23 protein-coding genes, 1 tRNA gene, 1 rRNA gene and 8 pseudogenes are annotated in these 24,918 nt (G+C 30.6%); 15 read left to right on the top strand and 18 right to left on the bottom strand.

Going from position 1 to position 24,918, the window contains the following annotated elements; translation table 11 throughout:
• Positions 1-6 precede the first annotated feature (6 nt).
• On the top strand, positions 7-1,092 hold the full coding sequence (locus tag AGR56_RS18950) for a tetratricopeptide repeat protein (RefSeq protein WP_053243610.1): 1,086 nt from the start codon (positions 7-9) through the stop codon (positions 1,090-1,092).
• A gap of 121 nt (positions 1,093-1,213) precedes the next feature.
• Positions 1,214-1,529, top strand: a pseudogene (locus tag AGR56_RS22450) (RHS repeat-associated core domain-containing protein); the annotation flags it as partial.
• 83 nt (positions 1,530-1,612) lie between these two features.
• Here the strand turns inward: AGR56_RS22450 and AGR56_RS22445 are convergent.
• The 7 genes from AGR56_RS22445 to AGR56_RS18920 all read right to left on the bottom strand — a co-directional run bounded on the left by AGR56_RS22445 (position 1,613) and on the right by AGR56_RS18920 (position 4,151).
• Complete coding sequence (locus AGR56_RS22445) at positions 1,613-1,849, bottom strand: hypothetical protein (RefSeq protein ID WP_242851609.1); 237 nt, start codon at positions 1,847-1,849, stop codon at positions 1,613-1,615.
• 24 nt (positions 1,850-1,873) lie between these two features.
• Positions 1,874-2,257 (bottom strand): DUF1617 family protein, encoded by a 384-nt coding sequence (locus AGR56_RS18940; RefSeq protein WP_053243608.1) that lies wholly within the window; start codon positions 2,255-2,257, stop codon positions 1,874-1,876.
• Between the two features lie 71 nt (positions 2,258-2,328).
• Positions 2,329-2,619 (bottom strand): hypothetical protein, encoded by a 291-nt coding sequence (locus tag AGR56_RS18935; protein WP_053243607.1) that lies wholly within the window; start codon positions 2,617-2,619, stop codon positions 2,329-2,331.
• Positions 2,620-2,675: 56 nt separating this feature from the next.
• On the bottom strand, positions 2,676-2,819 hold the full coding sequence (locus AGR56_RS20560) for a hypothetical protein (protein WP_157055850.1): 144 nt from the start codon (positions 2,817-2,819) through the stop codon (positions 2,676-2,678).
• Positions 2,820-2,837: 18 nt separating this feature from the next.
• Positions 2,838-3,104: a hypothetical protein gene (locus tag AGR56_RS18930; RefSeq protein ID WP_053243606.1), complete on the bottom strand. Its 267-nt coding sequence runs from the start codon at positions 3,102-3,104 to the stop codon at positions 2,838-2,840.
• 51 nt (positions 3,105-3,155) lie between these two features.
• On the bottom strand, positions 3,156-3,503 hold the full coding sequence (locus AGR56_RS18925; protein WP_053243605.1) for a DUF6711 family protein: 348 nt from the start codon (positions 3,501-3,503) through the stop codon (positions 3,156-3,158).
• A 12-nt stretch (positions 3,504-3,515) separates the two neighbouring features.
• On the bottom strand, positions 3,516-4,151 hold the full coding sequence (locus tag AGR56_RS18920) for a hypothetical protein (protein WP_157055849.1): 636 nt from the start codon (positions 4,149-4,151) through the stop codon (positions 3,516-3,518).
• A 116-nt stretch (positions 4,152-4,267) separates the two neighbouring features.
• Between AGR56_RS18920 and AGR56_RS18915 the strand changes: the two genes are divergently transcribed.
• From AGR56_RS18915 to AGR56_RS18905, 3 genes are all read left to right on the top strand, one after another.
• A complete protein-coding gene (locus AGR56_RS18915) occupies positions 4,268-4,507 on the top strand; it encodes a hypothetical protein (protein WP_053243603.1) in 240 nt (79 codons plus the stop codon).
• Positions 4,501-4,851 (top strand): IS66 family insertion sequence element accessory protein TnpB, encoded by a 351-nt coding sequence (gene tnpB / locus AGR56_RS18910; RefSeq protein ID WP_053243602.1) that lies wholly within the window; start codon positions 4,501-4,503, stop codon positions 4,849-4,851. Before AGR56_RS18915 ends, tnpB begins: the two co-directional genes overlap by 7 nt.
• Before the next feature lie 89 nt (positions 4,852-4,940).
• Entirely contained in the window at positions 4,941-6,563 is a 1,623-nt protein-coding gene (locus tag AGR56_RS18905; RefSeq protein WP_053243601.1) for an IS66 family transposase, read from the top strand.
• A 558-nt stretch (positions 6,564-7,121) separates the two neighbouring features.
• Here AGR56_RS18905 and AGR56_RS22440 read toward each other — a convergent pair.
• From AGR56_RS22440 to AGR56_RS18895, 3 genes are read right to left on the bottom strand one after another with little or no spacing between them, the layout of a single operon-like run.
• Positions 7,122-7,802: an FAD-dependent thymidylate synthase gene (locus tag AGR56_RS22440; RefSeq protein ID WP_242851608.1), complete on the bottom strand. Its 681-nt coding sequence runs from the start codon at positions 7,800-7,802 to the stop codon at positions 7,122-7,124.
• A 14-nt stretch (positions 7,803-7,816) separates the two neighbouring features.
• A complete protein-coding gene (locus tag AGR56_RS22435) occupies positions 7,817-8,443 on the bottom strand; it encodes an FAD-dependent thymidylate synthase (protein ID WP_242851607.1) in 627 nt (208 codons plus the stop codon).
• Positions 8,444-8,487: 44 nt separating this feature from the next.
• Positions 8,488-8,898, bottom strand: coding sequence for a ribonuclease III domain-containing protein (locus AGR56_RS18895; protein ID WP_053243600.1), 411 nt, complete (start codon positions 8,896-8,898; stop codon positions 8,488-8,490).
• A gap of 435 nt (positions 8,899-9,333) precedes the next feature.
• Here AGR56_RS18895 and rrf point away from each other — a divergent pair.
• From rrf to AGR56_RS18880, 3 genes are all read left to right on the top strand, one after another.
• Positions 9,334-9,449 (top strand): 5S ribosomal RNA (gene rrf / locus AGR56_RS18890).
• A gap of 12 nt (positions 9,450-9,461) precedes the next feature.
• Positions 9,462-9,535: transfer RNA gene (locus AGR56_RS18885), tRNA-Cys, on the top strand.
• Between the two features lie 608 nt (positions 9,536-10,143).
• Positions 10,144-11,523 (top strand): sugar porter family MFS transporter, encoded by a 1,380-nt coding sequence (locus AGR56_RS18880; RefSeq protein WP_053243599.1) that lies wholly within the window; start codon positions 10,144-10,146, stop codon positions 11,521-11,523.
• A 450-nt stretch (positions 11,524-11,973) separates the two neighbouring features.
• Here the strand turns inward: AGR56_RS18880 and AGR56_RS18875 are convergent, their stop codons facing one another.
• Both AGR56_RS18875 and AGR56_RS18870 read right to left on the bottom strand, forming a co-directional pair.
• Complete coding sequence (locus AGR56_RS18875; RefSeq protein ID WP_053243598.1) at positions 11,974-13,587, bottom strand: polysaccharide biosynthesis protein; 1,614 nt, start codon at positions 13,585-13,587, stop codon at positions 11,974-11,976.
• A 12-nt stretch (positions 13,588-13,599) separates the two neighbouring features.
• Positions 13,600-14,134, bottom strand: a pseudogene (locus AGR56_RS18870) (RNA pseudouridine synthase); the annotation flags it as partial.
• 59 nt (positions 14,135-14,193) lie between these two features.
• Here AGR56_RS18870 and AGR56_RS18865 point away from each other — a divergent pair.
• From AGR56_RS18865 to AGR56_RS18850, 4 genes are all read left to right on the top strand, one after another.
• Positions 14,194-14,850, top strand: coding sequence for an RHS repeat-associated core domain-containing protein (locus AGR56_RS18865; RefSeq protein WP_084757246.1), 657 nt, complete (start codon positions 14,194-14,196; stop codon positions 14,848-14,850).
• 21 nt (positions 14,851-14,871) lie between these two features.
• Entirely contained in the window at positions 14,872-15,381 is a 510-nt protein-coding gene (locus tag AGR56_RS18860) for a hypothetical protein (RefSeq protein WP_053243597.1), read from the top strand.
• 333 nt (positions 15,382-15,714) lie between these two features.
• Positions 15,715-16,008: a hypothetical protein gene (locus AGR56_RS18855; RefSeq protein WP_053243596.1), complete on the top strand. Its 294-nt coding sequence runs from the start codon at positions 15,715-15,717 to the stop codon at positions 16,006-16,008.
• Between the two features lie 13 nt (positions 16,009-16,021).
• Positions 16,022-16,402 (top strand): hypothetical protein, encoded by a 381-nt coding sequence (locus tag AGR56_RS18850; RefSeq protein WP_053243595.1) that lies wholly within the window; start codon positions 16,022-16,024, stop codon positions 16,400-16,402.
• Between the two features lie 265 nt (positions 16,403-16,667).
• Here AGR56_RS18850 and AGR56_RS18845 read toward each other — a convergent pair.
• Positions 16,668-17,129: pseudogene (locus AGR56_RS18845) on the bottom strand (N-acetylmuramic acid 6-phosphate etherase); the annotation flags it as partial.
• A gap of 305 nt (positions 17,130-17,434) precedes the next feature.
• Positions 17,435-18,293 (bottom strand): annotated as a pseudogene (locus AGR56_RS18840) (ROK family protein).
• Positions 18,294-18,482: 189 nt separating this feature from the next.
• On the opposite strand from AGR56_RS18840, the pseudogene AGR56_RS18835 reads away from it, so the two are divergent.
• Both AGR56_RS18835 and dapD read left to right on the top strand, forming a co-directional pair.
• A pseudogene (locus AGR56_RS18835) lies at positions 18,483-18,903 on the top strand (hypothetical protein).
• 410 nt (positions 18,904-19,313) lie between these two features.
• Positions 19,314-20,023: pseudogene (dapD, locus tag AGR56_RS18830) on the top strand (2,3,4,5-tetrahydropyridine-2,6-dicarboxylate N-acetyltransferase).
• 79 nt (positions 20,024-20,102) lie between these two features.
• Here the strand turns inward: dapD and AGR56_RS18825 are convergent.
• The 3 genes and pseudogenes from AGR56_RS18825 to AGR56_RS18815 all read right to left on the bottom strand — a co-directional run bounded on the left by AGR56_RS18825 (position 20,103) and on the right by AGR56_RS18815 (position 22,967).
• A complete protein-coding gene (locus AGR56_RS18825; protein ID WP_053243593.1) occupies positions 20,103-20,786 on the bottom strand; it encodes a single-stranded DNA-binding protein in 684 nt (227 codons plus the stop codon).
• Between the two features lie 113 nt (positions 20,787-20,899).
• A pseudogene (pdaB, locus tag AGR56_RS18820) lies at positions 20,900-21,594 on the bottom strand (polysaccharide deacetylase family sporulation protein PdaB).
• A gap of 678 nt (positions 21,595-22,272) precedes the next feature.
• Positions 22,273-22,967: pseudogene (locus AGR56_RS18815) on the bottom strand (DeoR/GlpR family DNA-binding transcription regulator).
• A 548-nt stretch (positions 22,968-23,515) separates the two neighbouring features.
• Between AGR56_RS18815 and AGR56_RS20555 the strand changes: the two are divergent.
• Positions 23,516-23,665: a hypothetical protein gene (locus tag AGR56_RS20555; RefSeq protein WP_198150108.1), complete on the top strand. Its 150-nt coding sequence runs from the start codon at positions 23,516-23,518 to the stop codon at positions 23,663-23,665.
• A 195-nt stretch (positions 23,666-23,860) separates the two neighbouring features.
• Here AGR56_RS20555 and AGR56_RS18810 read toward each other — a convergent pair whose 3' ends face one another.
• Entirely contained in the window at positions 23,861-24,568 is a 708-nt protein-coding gene (locus AGR56_RS18810; RefSeq protein ID WP_157055847.1) for a hypothetical protein, read from the bottom strand.
• Between the last annotated feature and the right edge of the window lie 350 nt (positions 24,569-24,918).

Below are 24,918 nucleotides of genomic sequence, written 5' to 3'. Positions count from 1 at the left end.
TATTGAATGGCTTATGCTGGATTGAATATTAGGTGTGAAAGTCATATAGATTTACAGTTAAGGGATATAATTATTGAGTTTGCAAGGTGGATTAGAAAAAAATATACATTCGAAATAGGTGTTACTGTATATGTAAGAAACGAATTTAAAAGCAAGGCAAAGGATAAACAAGATTTTTGGGCATCATTTTTTGCACCTGATAATCATGAGTATAATCCTTACATTAGAGTAGAAATTAAAAATCATAAAGCTGATTTGGCTGATATTAATGATTTTAGAAAATCTATATTAGGGTCTATAGCTCATGAGATAATTCATTATTTTCAGTGGATTGAAAAAGCAGATTTTTGTGAGAAAACTGCTGAAGGTAAATCAAAAAAGTTAGTGAAAGCATTTATAGAAGAGAGAGGATATGATTTAAGGGTAACAAATAAAGTAAAAAAGTTATTAGAACTGGCTGATAAAAAATGTAAAAATAAAGATTTTAATAAGGCAATTTTAATTTATAATAAAGTAATAGAAACTGGTTGTTATGATTACGGAAATGTATATAATTCCATTGGGTATTGTTATGATTGCATGGGAAATTATACTGAATCCTTAATATATTATGATAATGCTTTAGAGGTTAATAATAAAAATAGCACAATATATATGAATAAAGGTTTCGCGCTGCAGTCGCTTGGAAGACATAAAGAAGCGATAGAGAGTTTTAATAGCTCACTTAGAATTATGCCAAGTAAAGAAGTTTATGTATTTAAGGCTGATTCACAAGGAAGAATCAAAAAATTTAAGGAAGCTATAGAATGCTGTGATAAAGCTTTAAGGTTAGATTTAAATTATGATGTAGCATACAATATGAAAGGTCAATTTTTATGTGCTATAAGAGAATTTGATGAAGCGAAAAAAATGTTTTTAAAAGCAATTTCTATTAATCCAGAGTATGCCGATGCTTATTATAATTTAGCATTAGTGTGTGTAAAGCTAAATGATTTTAAAATATCAATTGATTATCTTAAAGTAGCGATAAAATTAGATCAGCAATATGAAGAATATGCAGCTGAAGATGGCATTTGGAAAAATTATATTTAAAAGTTACAGAAGAAAATTAAAAAAGTATATGTAATATTAAAAAGATGATTTCTGAATTAAACAGAAATCATCTTTTTAATATTGTATATAGTGTTTGCAGCTATGTTTTTAGGTTAGAACTATCAAGTACATCATAGGACTTATTGACAGTACAGGAACGCAGGTAGTAAGCTATACTTATGATACTTTGGGGTAAACTTATATCAATAGGTGGAAGCTTAAAGGATACAGTAGGAGTACTAAATCCATATAGGTATAGAGGGTATAGGTATGATACTGAAACTGGGCTTTATTATTTGCAATCAAGGTACTATAACCCTGAGTGGGGAAGGTTTATTAATACCGATTCAATAGTTGGACAAACCGGAGAACTATTGGGACATAATATGTTTTCATATTGCAAAAATAATGCTGTAAATATGTCAGATGCAAATGGAAATAGGCCAGAATTTTCAGGTACTGGACATGATACAGGTGAGGATTTGGAAGTATCTCTAGCAATAATGAATAATAGATATGATTATAGTACTGGTACGATAAGAAGACCAGGATCAAAAAGCAAAAGCACATCATCGAATAGTTCTATAATTTCAACTGGAATATCAACTGCTAAAAGTATAGGTTTTACATTTTCCTCTAGATCTATTTCTACAATACTGCTATCATCAAAACTGGTATCTCTAACTGTTACACTGCCTTTAAATTGTCTACCATTCTGCTTTATTGTGTTTAAAAAATCTTGTGTAACATTGTACATATAGTTTACCTCCTTTCAGAGGCTTTATTCCTCTATCATGTAGTCCATTGCCATAAGTTCACCTGGAGAGATATTAAAATTATTTAATAGGTCCATTGAGAATGTGTGTATCTCTACTTCGTTTTCTATATCCATAAGCTCATTTATATCTTTATCCCATCCAGCTTTATCTCTAAATTGGACTTGACCTTTTTCATCTGCAAGTACCTTGCCCTTTTCATCTTTTTCCGCATATTTATCAATAAGCTTTTTTCTCTCTTGATCATAAATTTTCAACTCGTGATTAATCTTGGAAAGATTTTTAGCCACAGCATAACTGACTTTTATAGGCAACTGCTTTCTTGATATTTCCGCTAATATATCTCTATCCTCTAATATTCTTCTATTACTTAATTTTACTTTACTCATTTATACCAATCCTTCCTAACTTTTAAGACAATAAAAAAGAGCCTTTACTTTAGGCTCTTTTTTATTGTTAATTATTCTTTATTAAATGATACTATTATAAAATCCATATTTGCATCATTTGGATTTTCTCGGAATAAAACTTCATAGCCAACGTCTTCAAGCTTTTCCTTTATATATTTTTCATCTTTTTTAGGTATCATTTGTGTAATGCTATATGCGCCAGATGAAGCATTACTTTTTATTACTTCGCTTAAATGCTCAAGAATTTTTTCCCTGCTCTTTGTAAGCCCATCCCAATAATTTTTTGCTATCCTGTAAGTCTCCTTTTCACTTGGACTAAACTTTGAATTTTTATCAATCATTTTTTAACCTCCTTTGCAATATGTTTCTACATAAAGAGGTTAAATCCTTTCAATTTTTACTGAGAATTTTTATTAGTAATTTGCAATTCTAATTGGGTTACTCTCTTGTTTAATCTATCAATATTATTTATAAGATTTGTTATCATGACATCTAATTCTTCATTGTTTAATTTGACTTCTTGATTTTCAACTTTATTCATTTATACCAATCTCCTTTCTTATTCAAATATTGTAAATCCAAGCTCTTTAGCTCTTGCTTTTACTGCACTTTCAAATTCTGTGTATTGCTGTTGTGCTGTTTCTCCTACCGTGTTTATAGCTCCTGCTGTTGTAAATAATGTTTTATTACTTACATTAACATTTATGTTGAAATTCTGACTATTACTATCTAACATAGAAGCCAAATAAGCTACAACCGTATCATTACCATTCGCGTCTTTTAAAGTTATATTTGCGTTGAAGTTTGTTGATGTACTAATATCCATATTTATCACCATTCCTTTTTAAAAAATCAAAAAAGAGCCTATTTCTAAGCTCTATACTTCTATTAAATCCATTTTTAAACCCTGCCATATTTGTTTATCAAAGTTATATGCAGGAATTGTTCTGTCACCAGCATAAAATGTTCTTGTCTGGTCTGCACCATCATACGGATCCGGATAAGTTACACTTACTCCAGTTGGATTTACTGCTTGAAGAATTGTGCTTATTTCAGCTTGTGTAAGTGGTCCCCATTCACATTCTAGTTTTCTCATTTGTCTTATCCTGTCACGCATAATCACGCCTGCAGCATTTCTTGTCGTACTGTCACTATCTAAATCAACTAGATCAACTTGAAATGTTTTTGGAGCAGCAACAGCCACTCCATTTATAATTAATGCCATTACTACTCACTCCTATACTTTTAACAATGTTACTCCAGCTTGTCTTTGTACTTTGTTTATAGCTGCTATTGCTATTCTTCCAAACTCAGTATCGCTAATCTTAAATATTAAGTCCCCATTGCTATTTCCGTTATTATTACTAGACTTACCATTATCATTTTGTTTAAGCTCTTTTAATGCTTCAATAATAGCCTCAATAATAGCTTTCTTAAATTCTTCAATTGAACTATTCGCATTTGGTTTTGACGTGCTATTACTCCCAACCATAGATAAAGTGGGTTGTTGTATGGAAGCTGTCTTTACTCCAATGCTCATATCTGTGCTTAAACCATTTATAGCATTAGTTACAATATCTTTATTTGCATTTATTCCACTCGCTAAGCCGTACATAAAATCTGGCATCCAACTTTCATATTTTTTTAATGGTCCAACATCTGGAACACTAAAATGCAAATAACTTGTTATTGTATCAGCTATTCCACTAACTGCATTAACTATAGACCCTACTTTACTTTCTATACCATTAATTAGACCGCTTATAAAATCTCGACCCCATTGTAATGCTCTACTAGGAAGAGATGTTATAAAACTTATTGCACTGTTAAAACCACCTATAATTGACCTTCCTATACTACTAACAATACTCATAGCTCTTCCTGGAAGTCCACCCATAAAACTCAAAAAAATTAGATAATGTAACCTGGGAAGAATATATTAATAAATTTGAGGATTGTAAAAACCAGATAACTTTAAAGGATTTTTGTTTGGAAAATAAGCTTTCGAAAAGCCAGTTCTATTATCATAAAAGGCGATTAGCCAGTGGTGATTCTAAAGAAACTACTTTTCATGCTGTTTCTCTGAATATTAAACAAGATAATATAGAAGATAAAGCCCATGTTTCTGCAGAAGTGAAAATTACATTAGGTAATGCTAATATAATTATTCCAACTAGCGAAGCTGCTTTAATCACATCAATAATTAAGGAACTAGCTCTAAGATGTTAAATATAGATAAGGTAGAAAAAGTCTACCTTGCCTGCGGCTATACAGATTTAAGGAAAAGTATTGATGGGTTAGTTATGATAGTTAAGAACCAATTTAAGCTAGATCCTTTTGACAAAGCATTATTTGTTTTCTGTAATAAACAAATGGATAAATTAAAAATTCTTCATTTTGATGAAGGATTTTGGTTATATTATCATCGCTTAGAAGCTAATCGCTTTAAATGGCCAACTACTACAGAAGAAGCTCTAAAGGTAAATGTTGAAGAGTTACGCTGGCTTTTAAGAGGTTATGAAGTCAGGATGAAATCTAAATTTGAACCTGTAAAACAAGGAAATTATTATTGATATTCTTATAGCAAAACCTCTTGAAAACCTTTATTTTCAAGGGGTTTTGTGGTATAATAAATGTATCAAATAAAGCTAAAGAGGTACTTATGAATCACGAAATTTTAACTAATGAACTTGATGAAAAAGCAAAAGCATTAATTGAAAAAGTTGAGGAAATGGAAAAAGAATTAAGCTCAAAAGATGAAGAAATAAGAAATCTTAAAAATGAGTTAGAATTCTTAAAAGGAGTTATATCAAATAAAAATAGAAAGATATTTGGAGCATCTAGCGAACAAGTTGATGCTAATCAGCTATCTTTTTTTAACGAGGCTGAAAAACATAGTGATTCAAAGATTGAAGAGCCTACTTTAGAAGAAATTACATATAAAAGAGCTAAGAAAAGTAATTATACAGGAAAAAAAGATAATCTAGCCAATTTAGAAAGAGTTGTTATTGAACATAAATTAGAAGGTGATGAGCTTAACTGCAAAGAGTGTGGTGAAGAGCTTATTCCTATCGGAATTAAATCAAGAAAAGAAGTTATTAAATATGTTCCAGCTAGGCTTATAGTTGAGGAACATGTTACTTATAGTTATGCCTGCAAATCTTGTGAAAAAGAAACAGGTGAAAGTAATATAATTTCAGCACCTGCTCCGCAAACTATTTTTTATAACAGCATGGCTTCTAATGAGCTAATTGCTCACGTTCTTATACTTAAATATCAGCACGCTATGCCCCTTTACAGGCAGGAAACTTATTTTGACATGATGGGTGCTACCCTTTCAAGGCAAACTCTATGTAACTGGTCAATGACTGCCGCACAGGCTTTAGAGCCAATATATAACCATATAAAAAAAGAATTGCTTAGCCGTAATTACATTAATGCTGATGAGACAACTCTAAAAGTTATTAATGATAATGGTAAAGATTCTAATTCTAAAAAATATATGTGGTTATATATGAGTGGTACTGATTCAAAACCAGTGATTTTGTATGATTATCAGAGTACAAGGTCAAGCTCTTGTCCTAAGAATTTCCTAGGAGATTTTAAGGGATTTCTGCAAACTGATGGATATACCGGGTATAACTCCGTTAGTAATGCCACAAGGGTATATTGCTTAGCTCACATAAGAAGATACTTCCATAATATAATTGTAGACTTAGATGAAGAAGCCCTAAAAACTTCTCGTGGAATAATAGGGTTTAATTATTGTGAGCAAATTTATAAACTTGAAAAAGAGCTTAAAGAGACCTATTCAAGTGAGAAAAATTATTATGATATTAGATTTAAAGTAAGAGCTGAAAAATTAGCTCCGATTATAGATAATTTCACTAACTACGTTGAAAGAGAAATACTAAATGCTCTTCCAAGAAGTCCATTAGGTAAAGCTCTTGAGTATGCTAAAAAGCACCTTCCAGGATTAAAAAATGTACTGCTAGATGGATCACTAGAAGTTGATAATAATGCTGCGGAAAGAGCAATTAAACCTTTTGTTATAGGGAGAAAAAACTTCCTTTTTTCAAACACTACTAAAGGAGCAACTTCAAGTGCTAACATATATAGTATAGTTGAGACTGCCAAGGCTAATAACTTAGTTGTGGAAAGGTATTTAATTTATCTCTTTGATAATCTACTAAATATAGATATAAAAGATGGTGAAGCTCTAGAGAATCTTATGCCTTGGTCTGATAAAATTCCCGAAGATATGAAAATTAAAGAGAAGAAATAATTAATCCTAGTAGGTTTTAAATTGCCTACTAGGATATTTTAATACTGTTTTGCAACATATTAAAGGTACTAAAATTTTGACGCTTACATACGAGATTTTACAATAAAATAAATGCTAAATTGTTTAAATAAAGGATTATAAAGATTCACGTCAAAATTCCGTAGGTACGGAGGAATTTTTTCCTTGCATTACCGTGGGGGTGAAGTAACAATGCTGAAGGAACGGTTTAAAAAAATTCTAATAAATCTTGGTTTAAAAATTGTAGAATGCTTAGATATTTCAATCTGTTTGAGCGTATGCGAGTTATTGAATTTCTTAGTATTTTACAATTTTTAAGCCTTAGATTTATAGGATTTTTTTAACGCGACGAAGCATTATTACTTCACAACTTCCAGTTTATCAGGATAAATTTGGAGATTGCAATTTTAAAGTTTCAAGTTGTCTATCTATAGGAAGATGTGAAAAATGTAGGTATTATTTTTTACTGGCCGCTCATAATGCTTTATGCGTGGTGTAGTAAAACCTATAGAATACCTTTTTTCGCCTCCTCCTAGTTAACTATTCCGCAAACTTTTCCTTCATAAGCATTTGTTTACCACATGTCAATTTTCCCTCTTTGCACTTTCCGTACACACAAGGTGGCAGTGCTTTTATATAAAGTACTTTTGAAAGTTTTCTAAGTTCATTAAGTTTCTTAGTAGATAATTCTCTTATTTCCCATTGTGCATTTAAACAAATTCGCTCTGATAACATTTTAACATCTATTCTTGCATTTGTAGATATTACTAGTTTGATTTGGTCACAATTCAGTAAAAAACTTAAAGCTATATCGCTACTATACTTTTGTTCTACCTGCAATCTAAAATTCTTAAATTCACTTACAATCTCCACAAACTCTTCATAAAAAGCTGATTTTTTTACGGTTTCTGGGACAACCACTTCCCTATTAACATCTTTAATAATATCAATCAATTCTTCACGATAATTCTCAGATAACCTATGCCTTATTTGCTGATGGTAAGTAACCATGCTGCACATCATTCCAAAGGTAGTTCTAGCCTGCTCAGCTATACTATCGTGTCCATAACCTAGCACTCTGTCAGTTACCCCCTGTGACTTTTTTAGCGCATCGTCCCCCCATACCTCCATAACCTCAGAAGGTGTCTTGGCATGAGTACTTGTTATTGCTCCAACTCCAACATTTAAATCAAGATTTTTGAATGAACCTAAAAGTATCATATTGTTTTTACTATCTATTTTTTCAAGCTCATCTTTATAAAAGCTTTTTTCAACTTCATAATTATTTTTTTACGTAATCCTTTTAATAATAAAGCAAGGTTATCGGGAAGCAGTTTTATAAATTTACGCTTGATATCTGTAAAAATATTTTCATATCTTGAATCATTAAACAAATAAAATAAATCTAGAACCTTATCGCCGCTCATAGCTACACTAATATTAGTTTTAGCCGCTAATGGAAGAATATATCTTGCATCTTCAATAGGTATTCCATATAAATAGTCTTGAACCTTTGGTCTACCTTTAGCTTCATCATTCTTAAGAGTAGACATTTTATCGTATAATAAAAAAGCTTTGCTTATAAGTTCTCTTGCTTTTATATTATCTTCTTCTGTAAGTTCAGGAACTATATAGGAATCTTCTTTCATAGTAACATATCTTTGGCTTTGCTGAACATATGAAGCTTTTAGTTCACAAAGAAGGGTACTTTGAACTCTATCTATTCCTTCAAACACAAAAGACACATTTGCATATTTTAAAAGTTCTTTTAAATCATCTTTATTTATATTGTCTTTTCTTTCTTTTTTTATCCACTCTTCTAATTTATCTAAACCTACTTCTTCAAAATTCGTTATCTTCAAATTAAATTCACCCCTAAAAAACATTTGTATAGATGAGTAACTTTTTACTCCATATTAATTATCTTCTCCAAAAAGTAGTTTAATCTTTCCATTTGCTCTGTTATGTACAAATATCCAATAAAAGCTTCAAAGCCAGTGGCAGTTCTATATTCACGTATGTCTGCATTCTTAGGTGACGTTCCAGATTTAGCATTTCTTCCCCTCTTATATATGTGCGCTTCTTCTTCGTCAAGCTCTTCTAAAAGTTTTTTCATAAATTCACTTTGAGCATGTGCTTTTACAAACCCTATAGCCTTTACATGAAGCTTATGTACGTTCATATTTACATTTTTATCCACTAAATATATCCTAATAAAGTTCTCATAGACAGCATCACCAATAAAAGCCAGTACCAATGGATTTAGCTGTTTAGCTCTTTCTTTAGAAAACTTATTTTTAAAAATTTCAAAATCCATTAAAAATTATCTCCTTAATCTTAATCTGCATGCTTTAACTAGCATATCTTTAATACTAAAAATGATTATACCATACTTAAGATGCATATATAGATAAACAAGCTGAAATATTTAAATTACCAATACCAAATTTATCCCTACAAACTGGAAGTTGACTCAGTTCACAATTCACAATGCACAGTTCACAATGAATGATGATTTTTTCTCAGCTATGCTTCGAAAAATCTAGAAACTTAATTTACTATGCAATTTTGAAAGTACAATGTATTTTCAATTACATATATGATCCGGTGACTATGGCTTAGCTGGTAAAATGTCTAAATGACATTTTACGGGAAATCTAGCAAATTGTAATTTGCAATAAGGATTGCCCCGCGTTACAACTAAGAGGGATTTAGGTTCACCTGAGAAGTATGAAAAACTAAATAAGTTTGATCCGGTGACTATGCTTAGTTGTAACACCCGTTCCCATTCCGAATACGAAGGTTAAGAACTAATACGCCGATGGTAGTGCAGGGGAGGCCCTGTGTGAGAGTAGGACGTTGCCGGGTAATTTTATTTATGGCGCTATAGCCAAGTGGTAAGGCAGAGGTCTGCAAAACCTTTACCCCCAGTTCAAATCTGGGTGGCGCCTCCAATTATATAATAATGTTTTAAAAATAGCTTATATAGTAACTTGTAAAAGAGTTAACTGTATAAGCTATTTTTTTATGCTGGCAAACCAATACTGTGTTTTGCAATGTAGACTTTTAGTAGCTTGCAAATATAAGGTGCTTTCAGACCACACAACTTTTATAAAGAACAGCAATTGGAATACGTTGATAATTCTCATATCTACAAGCTTATTATGATTGCTTTTAGCAGTTTAGCTGTGTTCTATAGTTAGTAAATAGAAAATACTTTTAAGATAATTAAATTACTTTATAAAGTATATTGAAAAAGTTTACTTAAAGTGATATACTAAAAATACTAAAAGTAAACTTCATCAATGAATTAAAATGATAGAATTAGTCTGATTAAAATAGCAGCAAGAATTATTGTCAAAAGAGGTGATTGTATAAACAACATTAAATGCAATGATAACGTTTTACTAGAACTTTGAAGATATTAAAAAATTATAATCAATGTTTTAGTTAAAACAAAATAACGATGGTATTAATATGCAAACGTTTTAATTGCTTTAATTATGTAAGAATAATATGTAGATTTATGACTAAATGAATGAAAGAGTAGGAGATGGTTTTAATGAAAGTGAAAATTAATAGTTCTTTAGTATATATTTTTGGTGCACTTAGTGGTCTTTTGTTTGGGTATGATACTGGAGTTATTTCAGGAGCTATTTTATTTATTCAAAATCAAATGCATCTTGGTTCATGGCAGCAAGGATGGGTTGTTAGTGCCGTATTATTAGGAGCTGTTCTTGGTTCTGCAATTATTGGACCTATGTCTGATAAGTATGGTCGTAAAAAGTTGATTTTGTTATCATCCATGATTTTTTTTGTAGGAGCACTTGGATCAGCATTTTCTCCAGAATTTTGGACATTGATTATATCACGTATTATTCTTGGTATTGCAGTTGGCGCCTCTTCTGCCTTAATTCCAACATACTTGGCAGAATTAGCACCAGCTAAAAAACGTGGTTCTGTGTCAAGTTTATTTCAACTAATGGTTATGAGCGGAATTCTATTAGCATATATAACTAACTATAGTTTTTCTGGTTTTTATATTGGTTGGCGTTTGATGCTTGGCTTTGCAGCAGTTCCAGCTGCAATTCTTTTCTTGGGTGCTCTTATATTACCAGAAAGTCCTCGATTTTTAGTTAAAGATGGACGAATTAGTGAAGCTGAAGATGTATTAGGACAAATGAACAAACATAATGAAGATACTGTTAGAGATGAACTTATACAAATTAAGCGACAAGCTGAAATTAAAAGTGGTGGAGTTAAGGAGCTATTTGGTAAACTTGTTCGTCCAGCATTAGTTATCGGTATAGGCTTAGCCATTTTCCAACAGATTATGGGATGTAATACAGTTCTCTATTATGCGCCAACTATTTTTACTGAGGTTGGCTTTGGAGTTCAGGCAGCATTACTTGCTCATATTGGAATTGGAATATTTAATGTTATTATAACTGCTATAGCTGTTGTGATTATGGATAAAATTGATCGTAAGAAAATGCTAACTTATGGTGCTATTGGAATGGGTATTTCATTACTAGTTATGAGTTTCTCAATGAAGTTCGCTCATGGTTCATTTACTGCTTCAATTATTTGTGTTATTGCATTAACTATATATATTGCCTTCTTCTCAGCTACCTGGGGACCTGTAATGTGGATCATGGTTGGTGAAGTATTCCCACTAAATATTCGTGGTTTAGGTAATTCGTTTAGTAGTGTTATCAATTGGGCAGCTAATATGTTGGTATCATTGACATTCCCAACATTATTAAATTACTTTGGAACTGGTAGTTTGTTTATTGGTTATGGACTAATTTGTTTTGCAGCAATTTGGTTTGTTCACTCTAAAGTATTTGAAACACGCAATCGTTCACTTGAAGAGATTGAAGCTACACTTCGTGCACGTTCTGGTGAAAATAAGAAACAAAATTTATGTGGGTTAGAGTAAACAGTTTAAGAGGCTGTCGCACTAAAAATTAATTCAATAATAATTTATAAATATTGCAAACTAATTTGAGTGAAGGGTTTTAACTAGCTTCGCTCGTTAAAAGACTGAGTAAAACCACTTTTGCGTGCTAATTTATTTATTGTTTCAATTAAAAATAAATCTTTTAAGTGTTTATTTAATAATTGAATTTTTGTATGCATAATGGCATTTTAAACATCCTTCCTTGTTAGACTTTTTTCTAAAATTATATCATATATGCATATTTTTGTTTTTCTTAGGTTGATGGCTATGGGGCTTTGCCCATTATCCTTCTAGAACCCAAAGCAACCACTTTTTTTAAATAACCACTTAGATTTATAGGATTTTTTTAACGCGACGAAGCATTATTACTTCACAACTTATAATTTTCAAGTTTCAAGGTGGTTTATCTTTATAGGAGGATATGATAAACTATCGCACTATAGACATAATCGATTTAGGTATAAGTCTTTTCATCTTGTTAGGTAAGGAATTCAAATCACTTTTTCTAATTCCCCTAATAAGTGCAAGGAAAATAAAATACACAAAAACTCCTGCCACTATAGCAAAGGTTACTGCTACAAGATTGTCTAAATAAGGCTTTTTTATTATAAGACCCATTAAAAAATTAATCACAGAATAAACTATACATACAGCCCCTCCCATTATAATTGATGCTACAAGTGGTTTTACTGCATGTCTTAACATTCTAACTCTTATTTTCATAGATTTTTTTATAAGTCTATAATTCAAAAATATAGTTGTACTAAAACCTAAAACGCTTCCTACAACAGTTCCATATACATTTATTTGAGGCATTGCAACTAAAATGTAATCAGCAAATATCTTTACTATTATACCTATTATAGAATAAATAGTTACATTATATATTTTCCCAATCCCTTGAAGTATGCTTGTTTGTATTTGAACTAAAGACATAAATATAAGAACAACTGAACCATAAAACATAAGTCTAAATCCTTCAATAGGATATATAAGTTTATAAACTGGAAGACTCAAAATTGAGAGTCCAACAGCAGATGGAACTGAAATTAAAAAACATATTCTAAAGGCATAATTTATTTTTTGTATAAGAACTTTTTTATCTCTTATAGCTGCAGAAGCTGAAATTGATGGTAAAATAGTAACAGCAAGACTGCTTATTATTGCAATTGGAACATTTATAAGCGTTTGATAATTTCCAATGGTGCCCAAAAGAGCTTTAGCCATATCATATTTTATGCCTCCAGCTAGAAGTCTAGACATAGTAATTGATGTATCAACTAAGTTTCCTGCATTTTGCATTCCAACGCATACAGTTATCGGTACGCCATAATTAGCTATTTTAGTAAGTATTTGCTTGTTCGTATGCTTTATGGTTTGCTTTTCATAATATTCCTTTGGAATTCTGAAATGTTTGTTTCTTTCATAAGCTACTATAAGATAAATTGCTGAAACAAACGCTCCAACTGTAGTACCAACCGTAGCTCCAGCACAAGCAGCCGCTTCTCCATATTTGAGAAGCATTGCAGCAAATATTAAGGATAATATTGTATTTAAAAGCTGTTCCATAAGCTGAGAAATAGCTGTCGGCGTCATATTGCCTCTTCCCTGAAAATACCCCCTGTAGGCTGATGATACAGACGTACACAATATAGCTGGACTTAATGCTATTACTGCAAGATATGCTTGTGGAACTTTCATTAAATTAGAAAATAATCTAGCTGCAAAAAATAATATAAACGACATAGAAAAGCCTATTATTACAAGTACAAATCTAGACATTCTAAAACTTTTCACAGCATCTCTATAGTTTTTTACTACTATAAATTCTGATACTAATTTAGATATTGCAACTGGAATTCCAGCATTTGTAAGTACGTAAATAAATACATAAATTTGATATGCCGCATAGTATATTCCATAAGTTCCATTACCACCGAGTATTTTTACTAGAAATGGTAAATATAAAAGTGATAATATTTTCCCAAGAATCGTTGCCATGGATAATATCGCAAAACCTTTTGCTGTAGACTGTTCTTTCATAAAACTTACTCCTTAAAATTTAAACACATCTTTTTTTACTTTTTTAAATATAGGTGGAAGAGATTCTGCTATTGTTTTATTTTCCATGTAGCTTAATTTCTCAGGGCAATCCCTAAAAACTAATTTATACGCATACAAAAATTGAAAATCAAACCCAAACTTATTATTAAAATAAGCATTTATTTGCTTTTCACCGTACTTAGCATCACCAAGAATTGGATTACCTAAATGACTAAGATGTGCCCTAAGCTGGTGACTTCTTCCTGTTAAAAGTTCAATTTCAATAAAAGAAAATGATCCACAGCTTTCTATGTTTTTTATCTTCATGGAAATTTTTTTAGTGCCTTCTCTTTCTTCATCAAATACTACAGATATGTTTGAATCCTCATTTTTATGTATATATCCTTCATAAATTCCATCTTTTATTTTACCCTTTACGAGAGACAAATAATATTTTTCTATTTTTTTGTCCCTTATCATTTCATTTAAATTTAAGTGACTCAAAATTTTTACCATAAACCACTATACCAGAAGTATTCATGTCCAAGCAGTGATGGAACAAACACTATATATTATCAGTATGGTACTTCAAATAATGTTTTGAAAATGAACCTTAATGGTAACAATTACTATTATATAAGAAATGCACAAGGAGATATAATAGGACTTATTGACAGTACAGGAACGCAGGTAGTAAGCTATACTTATGATACTTGGGGTAAACTTATATCAATAAGTGGAAGCTTAAAGGATACAGTAGGAGTATTAAATCCGTATAGGTATAGAGGATATAGGTATGATACCGAGACTGGGCTTTATTACTTGCAGAGTAGATATTATAATCCTGAGTGGGGAAGGTTTATTAATGCGGATGGGATAGCTGCGACACCAGGTGAATTGCTATCAGCAAATATGTATGCTTATTGTAAGAATAATCCTGTAAATATGTCAGATGCGGATGGAGATAGACCAGAATTTTCAGGGACTGGACGTGATACAGGCGATGATTTAGCAGTATCTTTAGCAATAATGAATCATAGATATGATTACAGTACTGGTACGATAAGTAAGTCAGGTTCATCTCTGAGATATGCTCGTATGAATGATTTAGGAAAAGGCTGGGATTGGGATGCAAATAATGAAAAATGGCAACAAAATCAAGATAATATAATTGGGCTGTCAGGTAAAGCTTTAATTATATATTTGATAATTTCTGAGGGATCAAGAGTAATTCCACCAAGGAATTTAATACCAGTACCATAGTAATATGGAGGTTTAATAAAAATGAGATATTTTACGGATGAATTATGGGAAGAAATTAATTGTGGTGTTAAGGAAAGAAGAGAAATTGCAGAAAAAAAATGGGATAAAAATGCTGAAGAATATAGAGCAGTATTCAATAATATTAGATATCGGTTTAGTAAAAAATTTCTTAAAATATATGAAAAAGAAGCTAATTTTCATGATTATAAATTGAAAGAAATAAAGATTAATCACGATAAATATGGGTTTAAAGATCCAGTTAAAATTTCTTTAATCATTAATAATGAAATAAATACATGGCAAATGGACTATACAAAAATAAAAAAAATATCATTAAATTATAATAAAATTGGTGATATTCTTTCTAGAAATAAAGAATTTTATGTTGGTTTTGATGATTTATCTTATGATGAATTTTTGGAAGTTGATGATAAGACATTATCACATGAGATATTGTTTGCATCAGGAGCAACATTATTAATTAAATTTGAAAAATTATTTATTAAAAAGTTATCAATCAATAAAGATTAAAATTTACAAGAAGATTGAAGAATGGTTTAAGAATTAATTAAATGTAGGTAAGTATAAGATATAGTTAGAGTTAATGATAAAACGTCAACTGGTGCTAGTAGTATTTGTTGACGTTTCTTTTAAATTGAAGAAACTATAAATTACGGTTGTGATGATGTGAACTGGAGGGATAAGCTGACCAGCTATAATGGATAAAATATAATCTAAGATGCTTCTAGAAAAAGTGCGATTATTACTGGGATTGAGGGTGGAATTAGCTCAGCATTAAGCGATATTCCTAAGGCTGTACCACTAGCGACTAATAGGGCTTTAAGACGTGCTGGACTAGAGTTTATGGTACCAGTTAAAGGAGCAAATGCACTTAGAGGGATAGGTAGTGTAGAGAGAGTAGGAGCAGTAGGTGTCGTATTCACTGGTGCTGCTGTGTGGGATAATTTTCACAGTGGTTATAGCAGTAGTGAAGCATGGGGAAGGACAGGTATTGATGTTGGAGTGTCTGCAGCAGTAATTGGAATTGGATTAGTTATTTCCAGTTGGATGGACAGTTGTAATTGGATTTGGCGCTGGGATAATTGCAGAAGGCGTGAAAAATTATATTTGGAAAAAGCAGTAATATATGAAATGTAGGCGGTGAAAAATTATGAATAGAAAAAATGTTATAGCAATAGTAATAGTATTTGTATTTATATTCATTATTAGAATCATTGGTATAGAAAAAATACCTTTCCCAATAATCGCGATTGTATTGTTTTTATGCATGGGTATAGCATTTGTAATTACTTTAAAATACAAAGAAGATAAAAAAGAACGAAGATATTTACTAATTATGACAATATTAATGACATTGCTTTCTACGATATTTGTAATAGCGATTGTTATACAAAATAATTATACGCAGCTATCAGATAGTCTTAAACCAATATTTATTAGCGTAATGTTAATATTATTTGTAATATTATTAATAGTTATATTTGCAAATGCAGCATATAAGTTTGGCAATAATAAATCAAAGAAAAAATAGCGAACTTATTATAAAAAAGACTAAGTACGAAAGATAAGATATACAATTAAAAGTTTATTAAAGCTAACAATAAAATGTCAACAGGTACTAAGGCTACTTGTTGACGTTTTTTAAATGAAAAACAATATCCAATAAATACAATGACTTAGCATAAGAACCCCAGAAACAGTAAATGGAGTCACTACAAATTACACCTTAAATGGTGATGAAGTAACTTCTGAAAGTGATGGAACAAACACTATATATTATCAGTATGGTACTTCGCTTTCATAGCTCCAATTACAAAAGGAGTTCGTCCACTTGCTGTTATTCCTATTACAACATCTTTTGAATTTATGCCTCTTTCTTTTATAATACTTTTTCCTTTATCCTCATCATCTTCAGCTCCTTCAATTGATGTAAAAACAGCATTACTTCCACCAGCTATAATTCCTTGTACTATTTCTGGATCAGTACTATACGTCGCGGGACATTCCGAAGCATCCAAGATTCCAAGCCTTCCACTAGTTCCTGCCCCAATATAAAAAAGCCTTCCATTATTTTTTAATTTTTCACTGACAATATCAACAGCCTTAACAATACTTGGGATTTCCTTCTTAACAGCATAGGCAACTTTAATATCTTCATTATTTATGGAATTAAGTATTTCAATTGTACTCATAGTATCAATATTTTTAGTGCTGCTGTTTACTTGCTCTGTGATAAGACTCTCTAAATATGAATTCATTTCTACACCTCAAACCCTTTTAGATAATTTTGAAACTTTATTTTATAATTATATTATCATTCATGAAATAAAATGTCAACATTATTGATAAAATTATTGCTTATTTCTTAACAATTTATTATCTAAATTGCTTTATAATTATTAATATAGTGCAAAAATAACATTTTTACAAATTTTCCCAAAATATTTACTTCAAAAAAATTGCAGGTAAATTATTTTACCTGCAATTTTTTACTTTAAGTTATTGTACTTCATTAATGACATGAATTTTTATGAACATTCTTTTAAAACATAGCTTAATTTTTTTAGATACTGTCCTTAGCTAATAATAGACACCCTGTAATACCTGCATTATCACCAAGTGCTGGAGGTACAATATATTCATCTAAATTAGGCATAGAAACATAATTGGCCATAAGCTTTTCCAATTCTTTTCTTACAAGTGGAAATAATTGAAGCTGCTTCATTACACCACCACCTAAGATAATACGTTCTGGGCTCAATATTAGCGTATATGTCATAAGAGCTTGTGCAAGATAATATGCTTCAATTTCCCATACTTCATCTTTATCTGTTAAATCATATGCTTTTTTGCCCCATCTTGCTTCTATGGCTGGACCAGCTGCAACCCCTTCTAAACAAGTCTCATGAAATGGACAATTTCCAGCATATTTATCAGCTTCATGTTTTCTAACCAATACATGTCCCATTTCTGGATGACCATATCCTTCAAGAAGCTTACCATTAACCACTGCTCCCCCACCTATTCCTGTTCCAACAGTTAGATAAATACAACTGTCTAGTCCAACAGCAGCACCTTTTTTTAATTCTCCTAAAGCTGCTGCATTAACATCTGTAGTCCAACCTATTGGTACATTGTATCTTTTCTTCATAGCCCCTACAAAATCATAGTTGGCCCAGCCTTTTTTTTGGAGTGTTGGTTATATAACCATATGTTTTAGACTTTTTATTTACATCAATAGGACCAAAAGAGCCTATGCCAACCGCTTCCACTTTAAATTTGTCAAAAAATTCAAACACCAAATTCATAGTTTCTGCTGGGACTGTTGTTTTAATGCTTACTCTTTCCAAAATATTTAATTTTTCATCACTTACAGCGCAAACAAATTTTGTTCCACCAGCTTCAATAGCTCCATACATCAAATTAATTCCTTCTTCCATTAAATTTTCGTTTTTGTTTATTATTGATTGAATTCTATCACTTTTAAAATACCATCTTGTCTAAACGTTGTCAATAAAATTTACAAAGTTTCATTTTATAATAATTAATGATATAATTATTTATTGTCGTTAATTAATGACTAATAAAAAACGTAAGGTGAGGATATTAAAATGCGAAATGAAAAATTAGAACACTCCATAACTAAACTTGATACTGATATTGCCGCACTAAACATTGCTAGAAACTACTTATCAAATATAGAAGAAATAAATAAAGTAAGAGATACTTTAAATAACAAAAGACAATTATTAGCTAATGAAATATATCTTGAAGATCATAAATGTTATTCAGAATGCCATGAAGCTATAGAAAAAATCCTAAATAAAGAGTTAGAAAAAGAAGAACAAGTAGAATTGCTTGAAATGATAAGAGAAAGTTTTTGGTAGGAAAGCACCAAATGTAAGCAAAAAAAGCAGTGGTCTTAATGCTTGGTTAAAAGAACTTAATATTGAGCATAATTGGATTCCCGATGAAGAAACTGATTGGGATAAATTGATTATAACTGGATTTGGATTATATAAGCAAAGCTAAATAAGGCTGAATTATGAATTAATTCTAATAAAATTCTACTCTCTACTCTGTTACAAATTTTAATTTAACAGGATACATTTGGTACTTATAATTTCTATGTTTCAAAGTGGTTTATCTTTATAGATAAACAAGCTGAAATGTTTAAATTACCAATGGCAAATTTATCCTTACAAACCACAATTTGTCAAGCTGAGTGAAGGGTTTTAATTCGCCCTGCTCATTAAAAAACTAACTTTTTCACTTATGTGAAAAAGTGAAGGGTTTGACATAGCTTTGCTTGTCAAAAGGTGAAGGTTTTTGCCACGGCAAAAAGGTTAAGGAATATTTTTCTCCGTTTCTCTACGAAAAATAAATAATTTAAATACGTTAAAGATTTTCCGTAGGGAAACATTATTAGGAGGCTACATATAATGAACTATGATTTAACAAACCCATATGAAATTGCTAAGTACATAAAAGATGCAAAAAAACAACTCCATTAAAGGTTTATGTAAATGGAAATTTAGATGCTTGCAAAGCAAATTCTGTTGATTGCTTTGGTGGAAATGATTTTTATGTGATCTTTGGGGAAAGTGATAAAGTATCAGATTTCCTTCAAAGTAACAAAGATAAAATCAAAAAATTTAGAATAGAACAAGATAGAAGAAATTCAGCCATACCTTTAATTGACTTAACAAAAATTGATGCTAGAATAGAACCTGGCGCAATTATAAGAGATAAAGTTTCAATAGGTAAAAATGCCGTTGTAATGATGGGTGCCGTAATAAATATAGGTGCTGAAATAGGCGATGATGCAATGGTTGATATGAATGCCGTAATTGGCGCAAGAGGTAAAATTGGAAAAAGAACACATGTAGGTGCTGGTGCCGTAGTTGCTGGTGTTTTAGAACCTCCAAGCAAATCCCCTTGCGAAATAGGCGATGACGTTTTAATAGGTGCTAATTCTGTTATACTTGAAGGTGTAAAAATAGGTGACAAATCAGTTGTAGCTGCTGGTTCTGTAGTTGTTGAGGACGTTCCATCTGGTGTTGTTGTTGCTGGAAGCCCCGCAAAAATAATAAAAACAGTTGATGACAAAACTAAAGATAAAACTAAAATAATGAATGATCTTAGAAAGTAATGTAAAATGGACTGTCGCATTTTTTAGTGCAACAGTCCATTTTCTAGCTGTTCAAAACTTAAAGTCCATAGATATTTCTTTAAATAACATTTTTATTTATTGCATCTTCAGCTTCTGCTTGATTTTCTTGAAATTCATCATTTTCCTTTTGAACTTTTTCCATTTTTGATATAGACACTTCATAAGCTATTTTCTTTATAGCAGCTGAATCTGATACTTTCTTTTCATATTCCCTACTCTGAAGTCTTCCCCATATTCTTATATTATCTCCTACAGTCAGACTCTCACAAAATCTAGAATTTCTACCCCAAGCTATTGTAGGTATGTAGTCTGACTTGTTATAAGCCCTATTTACCGCCAAAAGCATATCAGATATTTCCCTTCCAAATGGTGTAGTTCTATAAACAGGTTTTTTACATATAAATCCATCTAGGAATATCTGATTTGGATTTTTGCTTCTTTCTGTGCAAGGTTGAATATTTCTCGCAAATACTGTAAGTATAAGTCTATTGGCTCCATCTACAAATTTATTATAGGATCTTAATTGTCCTTCTACTATTATTTCCTTTCCAACATCTAAATTCATACCTGTAATAAGTCTTTCTGAGACAGTTACAAATAACCTGTCCTTTGCATCACTTAGTCTTTGAACATCAAGATAAAAATTATAAAAACCTTCCCCGTACATTTCATGGCTAAATTCAAGTTTCGAAGCCACTACACCTTCAAGATATAATTTGTTATTTAACATTAAGTTGTCCATTATAACCCTTCTTTCCCTTAGTATTTAAATCTATCCCCTAAATAAAAATTAAATATGAACTTCTTTTCCATTATAATACAATTTTGCGTCAAATTTCAATAGTTATTTTTGATTTAGTTATTTTTGATTTGTTTTCCATTATAGTCAATATGATAGTCACTTTTATATATCAAATCTGAAACTGTTACAAAACTATAACCATCTCCTTTGAGCTCTTTTAATATTCTATCTAAATTTTCAGGTGTATATTTAGCATTGTTATGGAATAATATTATTGAACCTGGCTTTACTTTGCCTATAACGCGCTTGTATTCAAGGTCTCTACCTTGCTCCTTCCAATCTATGCTATCAACATCCCACTGTATGCATTTATGATTTGTTTTCTCTACTACCTCGATAACAGAATTATTATAAGAACCAGATGGGCACCTAAAAATTTTAGGTTTTTCCCTGTAATCGCAGCTATTTTTTCATCAGCTTTTTTAATATCTTCTCCAATTTGTGCTTTAGATATATTTGTCATGTCAGGATGCTTATTAGAATGATTACCTATTTCATTTCCACGTTTTGCTATTTCTTTAGTTTCATTTGGATATTCATCACACCACCTTCCAATTAAAAAAAATGTGGCTTTTGCCTTATATTTGTCAAGGACATCAAGTATTTTTAAAGTATTATCATTTCCCCAGCTTGAATCAAAAGTTATAGCTACTTTTTTATCACTGGTATCTACATTATATATAGGTAATTTTTTATTACTTCCTAAAAATACGCCTATACTACTTTTATAAATACATAAAAAAATCACAAAACTTCCTATCACCGCCAAAATTGAAACCAATATTATCTTTATATCTTTTTTAGTTGTTAATATTACATGCACTGCTCTCCTCCAATATAAAATTTATTCTTTAAAATAAAATATATGAATGAATATTGAAAATTAGTAAAACCTATTTATATAATAATTTTAAGGAGGAAACCAATGCCAAATAGAAGAGCAACATTTACAAATATAAAAGGTCATAAAGAGGAATTTTCTTCTGAAGATTTAAATATACAAAATAAAAATATATGAATGAATATTGAAAATTAGTAAAACCTATTTATATAATAAATTTTAAGGAGGAAACCAATGCCAAATAGAAGAGCAACATTTACAAATATAAAAGGTCATAAAGAGGAATTTTCTTCTGAAGATTTAAATATACAAAACTCAGCGTAGCTGACACTATTAAGTTCTAAGATTTACCTGAGAGAAACGAAAGGTAAATCCACCTTCACTGTACTCTGTACTTTGTACTCTGTGCTCTGAATCAACTTCCAGTTTAACAGGATGAATTTGGCATTAGTCATTTTAACCTTTCAAGTTGTCTATCTATATAGATAAACTGCTTCAACTATTAGAATTCATGTGTACCAAAATGCCCAGAAGACGGCATTTTGGTACACATAAATTTTAAGTTTCAAGGTTGTTTATCTTTAATTACACAGTAACAATCTTTATGTCTTGAGCTTCCATAATGCGAACAAATTCATCCGGTGGCATGCCATCAGTAACTAGCATATCTATTTGCTCCCAATCAATTCCCTTAAAGTAGCTTAACTTATCAAATTTTTCATAGTCAGCCAAAACTATAACCTTAGAAGAATTTTTGCAAACCTCCTTTTTAATATAGCATCTTCTTCATCAGCATAAAAAATGCCGTCCTTTGTTATGGACGCTGCTCCCAGAAATGCCACATCAAACTTAACTCCATTGATATAAGTCATACAATCCGGATTATAAAAAAATCTATTTTCCTTATTAAGACATCCTCCCATAGAATACACACATACATCTTTTTTCTCAGATAGTATTTCAATGTTATCAAGAGAATGAGTAAATACTGTAATATTTTTATCAACATATTGTGAAAGAAAGCTTACTGTAGTTGAAACATCAAAGAAATAATGTTCCCCTTCAGAAACAAACTCCAATGCTCTTTTGGCAATATTCCTTTTCTCATCAGAATATGCTTCAAGTCTTTCCCTGTAATTTTTAATTGTGTTTTTTAAAACTGGAAGACTTATACCCCCTCGACTTCGGACGGCTGCCCCCTGCTTTATGAGCTGTACAATATCACGTCTTGCTGTATCTCTAGATACCTCAAACATTTCACAAATAGTGTGTACAGACATACTGTTATTCTTGTTTAGATACTCTAATATCTTAAGAAGCCTCTCTTCTTGATACATATAATCACCTCATAATTTTATTATAAGTATTTTTAAGTAATAAATCAATATTTTTAAGTAATTATATTTTTGTTATTATAAAGGAGGATGTGAAAAATATAGGTATTCTTTTTTACGAGCCGCTCATAATGCTTTATGCACGGTATAGTAAAACTTATAGAATACCTTTTTTCACAACCTCCTAAAGATAAACCACCTTGAAACTTATTGCTGACGTCATTTTGAGATAATACCTTATGAATACTGAAAATACATGTCTCAGTATTATTTCGCAAAATTATGATTTTAAGAAGTCCATCGTTAAATATTAATTTTAAGAACTCACATCGGGGAAGTTTCCCCTGATTTGCTGCAAGACAACTACACACAAAAATTGCCGTCCCTCTAGTCTATAGAATGAAGCTTTCTCATCTTAGCTTAAGTTCATACGGACATTATTATTCTTCTTGAAATATTGTTATAATTAAGAAAAAATGTTTTGTGAGATACTTATGAAAGCTTCAGATAAAGATATTGATAAATGTTTGGAAATAAATATACAAACTCTAATCGATGCTGGATTTATAAAATATAAAGAAGATTTGAGTAAGGAAGAGTTGGAAGAGCTTAAAAAGGTTATTAAGCATGCTATTTGTGATTAAATAATTTCGTCACACACGCATTAAGAAGTCAATATACAGACATCAAGAGAATACATCAAACTAAAATATAAAAAGTAGTAAAAGTTTCATAAAATAAAGCCTTTACTGCTTTTATTGATCATATAATAATTAATTTATAAAATTTATTACGATATCTTATTCTTAACACAAAATTTGACTTTTAACGTTGTATAGCTAATATAAGTAAGCATCAAGAGTATCATTTGGCGATTCAAATTTATCTGTTGGAGTTACAACTATATTAAATCCGCTAAAAGATACAGTAGGAGTAACTGAAAACACGGTTTGCTGGTGAGCATAAGTAAAACAAATATCACTTCTTAATGCATTTGAATTAGCTTTATGTGCAGATACTTGAATAAAACCATAAGGTAGATGGTTTACATCGGTATCCCAATAGTTAAATGGGAATTCAAAATATGATCCAGTTGATGCAGAATGTGCACCATTTGAACTAGCAGTCATGTATGTATCGCTAAGATAATTTTCGGTATTATCCCAGTAATAATAATTATGAGTTATAGCATTATCATCAAACGTAACGTTACTATCATGTGAAAGTCCTATAACATCAGTTTTTTTATTATTGGCATCAGTTAACCATGAATAAAATCCATATACAGTATAGTTTCCACTATAATTTGTATCAAGTTCTGTAAACATTTGTAACCAAGTTGTTTTCTTAGGATTAGATTGGGGACCAGTAACTAATTGATTAGCAAATAACTGAGCATTTTTTTCTTTAGTTCTTTCTTTAATGTAACCGCCTTTATTAAATTTATCAATTTGGCTTTTTCCATTACCTAAGTCTGTAATTCTAACATATGAGTTGCTTGTACTAATTGCTTGTACACTTTTTCCCTCGTGAACCATATTTTTCATTTTTTGAATATTATTATTATTTGCATTTATTGCATTACTTTGTGCATGTGCAATTGAATTACCATTAATAAGACATAAACTTATTAATGCAATTGAAAAAATTGATGTTATTTTTTTATATTTATTTATAAACCCCCTTAATTGTAATATATTTATATAATATACATATTTGGGATGGTTTAAATAAAGCTTTATAAATCTTAGATGATAAATCGTAAAAGTCTTAGAGAATTTAATCTGTTTGAGCGTATGCGAGTTATTAAATTCTCTTAGATTTTTAGGATTTATCGTCTTAGATTTATTAGCTTTATTTAATATCCCAAATCAATATCACCTCGCTAAATTCCAGT

Origin of the sequence: Clostridium sp. DMHC 10, from assembly GCF_001270375.1 — a bacterium.
In the GTDB taxonomy this organism is placed as follows: Bacteria; Bacillota; Clostridia; order Clostridiales; family Clostridiaceae; genus Clostridium_S; species Clostridium_S guangxiense.
Note: the sequence above shows the minus strand (reverse complement) of the source record. Positions and strands in the feature narration are given on the sequence as shown.

Excerpts from the sequence above, each read along its gene's own strand:
- AGR56_RS18950 (WP_053243610.1), top strand. The coding sequence starts at position 7 with ATGGCTTATGCTGGATTGAATATTAGGTGTGAAAGTCATATAGATTTA.
- AGR56_RS22445 (WP_242851609.1), bottom strand. The coding sequence starts at position 1,849 with ATGTACAATGTTACACAAGATTTTTTAAACACAATAAAGCAGAATGGT.
- AGR56_RS18940 (WP_053243608.1), bottom strand. The coding sequence starts at position 2,257 with ATGAGTAAAGTAAAATTAAGTAATAGAAGAATATTAGAGGATAGAGAT.
- AGR56_RS18935 (WP_053243607.1), bottom strand. The coding sequence starts at position 2,619 with ATGATTGATAAAAATTCAAAGTTTAGTCCAAGTGAAAAGGAGACTTAC.
- AGR56_RS20560 (WP_157055850.1), bottom strand. The coding sequence starts at position 2,819 with ATGAATAAAGTTGAAAATCAAGAAGTCAAATTAAACAATGAAGAATTA.
- AGR56_RS18930 (WP_053243606.1), bottom strand. The coding sequence starts at position 3,104 with ATGGATATTAGTACATCAACAAACTTCAACGCAAATATAACTTTAAAA.
- AGR56_RS18925 (WP_053243605.1), bottom strand. The coding sequence starts at position 3,503 with ATGGCATTAATTATAAATGGAGTGGCTGTTGCTGCTCCAAAAACATTT.
- AGR56_RS18920 (WP_157055849.1), bottom strand. The coding sequence starts at position 4,151 with ATGAGTATTGTTAGTAGTATAGGAAGGTCAATTATAGGTGGTTTTAAC.
- tnpB (WP_053243602.1), top strand. The coding sequence starts at position 4,501 with ATGTTAAATATAGATAAGGTAGAAAAAGTCTACCTTGCCTGCGGCTAT.
- AGR56_RS18905 (WP_053243601.1), top strand. The coding sequence starts at position 4,941 with ATGAATCACGAAATTTTAACTAATGAACTTGATGAAAAAGCAAAAGCA.
- AGR56_RS22440 (WP_242851608.1), bottom strand. The coding sequence starts at position 7,802 with ATGATACTTTTAGGTTCATTCAAAAATCTTGATTTAAATGTTGGAGTT.
- AGR56_RS18895 (WP_053243600.1), bottom strand. The coding sequence starts at position 8,898 with ATGGATTTTGAAATTTTTAAAAATAAGTTTTCTAAAGAAAGAGCTAAA.
- AGR56_RS18880 (WP_053243599.1), top strand. The coding sequence starts at position 10,144 with ATGAAAGTGAAAATTAATAGTTCTTTAGTATATATTTTTGGTGCACTT.
- AGR56_RS18875 (WP_053243598.1), bottom strand. The coding sequence starts at position 13,587 with ATGAAAGAACAGTCTACAGCAAAAGGTTTTGCGATATTATCCATGGCA.
- AGR56_RS18865 (WP_084757246.1), top strand. The coding sequence starts at position 14,194 with ATGAACCTTAATGGTAACAATTACTATTATATAAGAAATGCACAAGGA.
- AGR56_RS18860 (WP_053243597.1), top strand. The coding sequence starts at position 14,872 with ATGAGATATTTTACGGATGAATTATGGGAAGAAATTAATTGTGGTGTT.
- AGR56_RS18855 (WP_053243596.1), top strand. The coding sequence starts at position 15,715 with ATGGTACCAGTTAAAGGAGCAAATGCACTTAGAGGGATAGGTAGTGTA.
- AGR56_RS18850 (WP_053243595.1), top strand. The coding sequence starts at position 16,022 with ATGAATAGAAAAAATGTTATAGCAATAGTAATAGTATTTGTATTTATA.
- AGR56_RS18825 (WP_053243593.1), bottom strand. The coding sequence starts at position 20,786 with ATGGACAACTTAATGTTAAATAACAAATTATATCTTGAAGGTGTAGTG.
- AGR56_RS20555 (WP_198150108.1), top strand. The coding sequence starts at position 23,516 with ATGAAAGCTTCAGATAAAGATATTGATAAATGTTTGGAAATAAATATA.
- AGR56_RS18810 (WP_157055847.1), bottom strand. The coding sequence starts at position 24,568 with ATGAAAAATATGGTTCACGAGGGAAAAAGTGTACAAGCAATTAGTACA.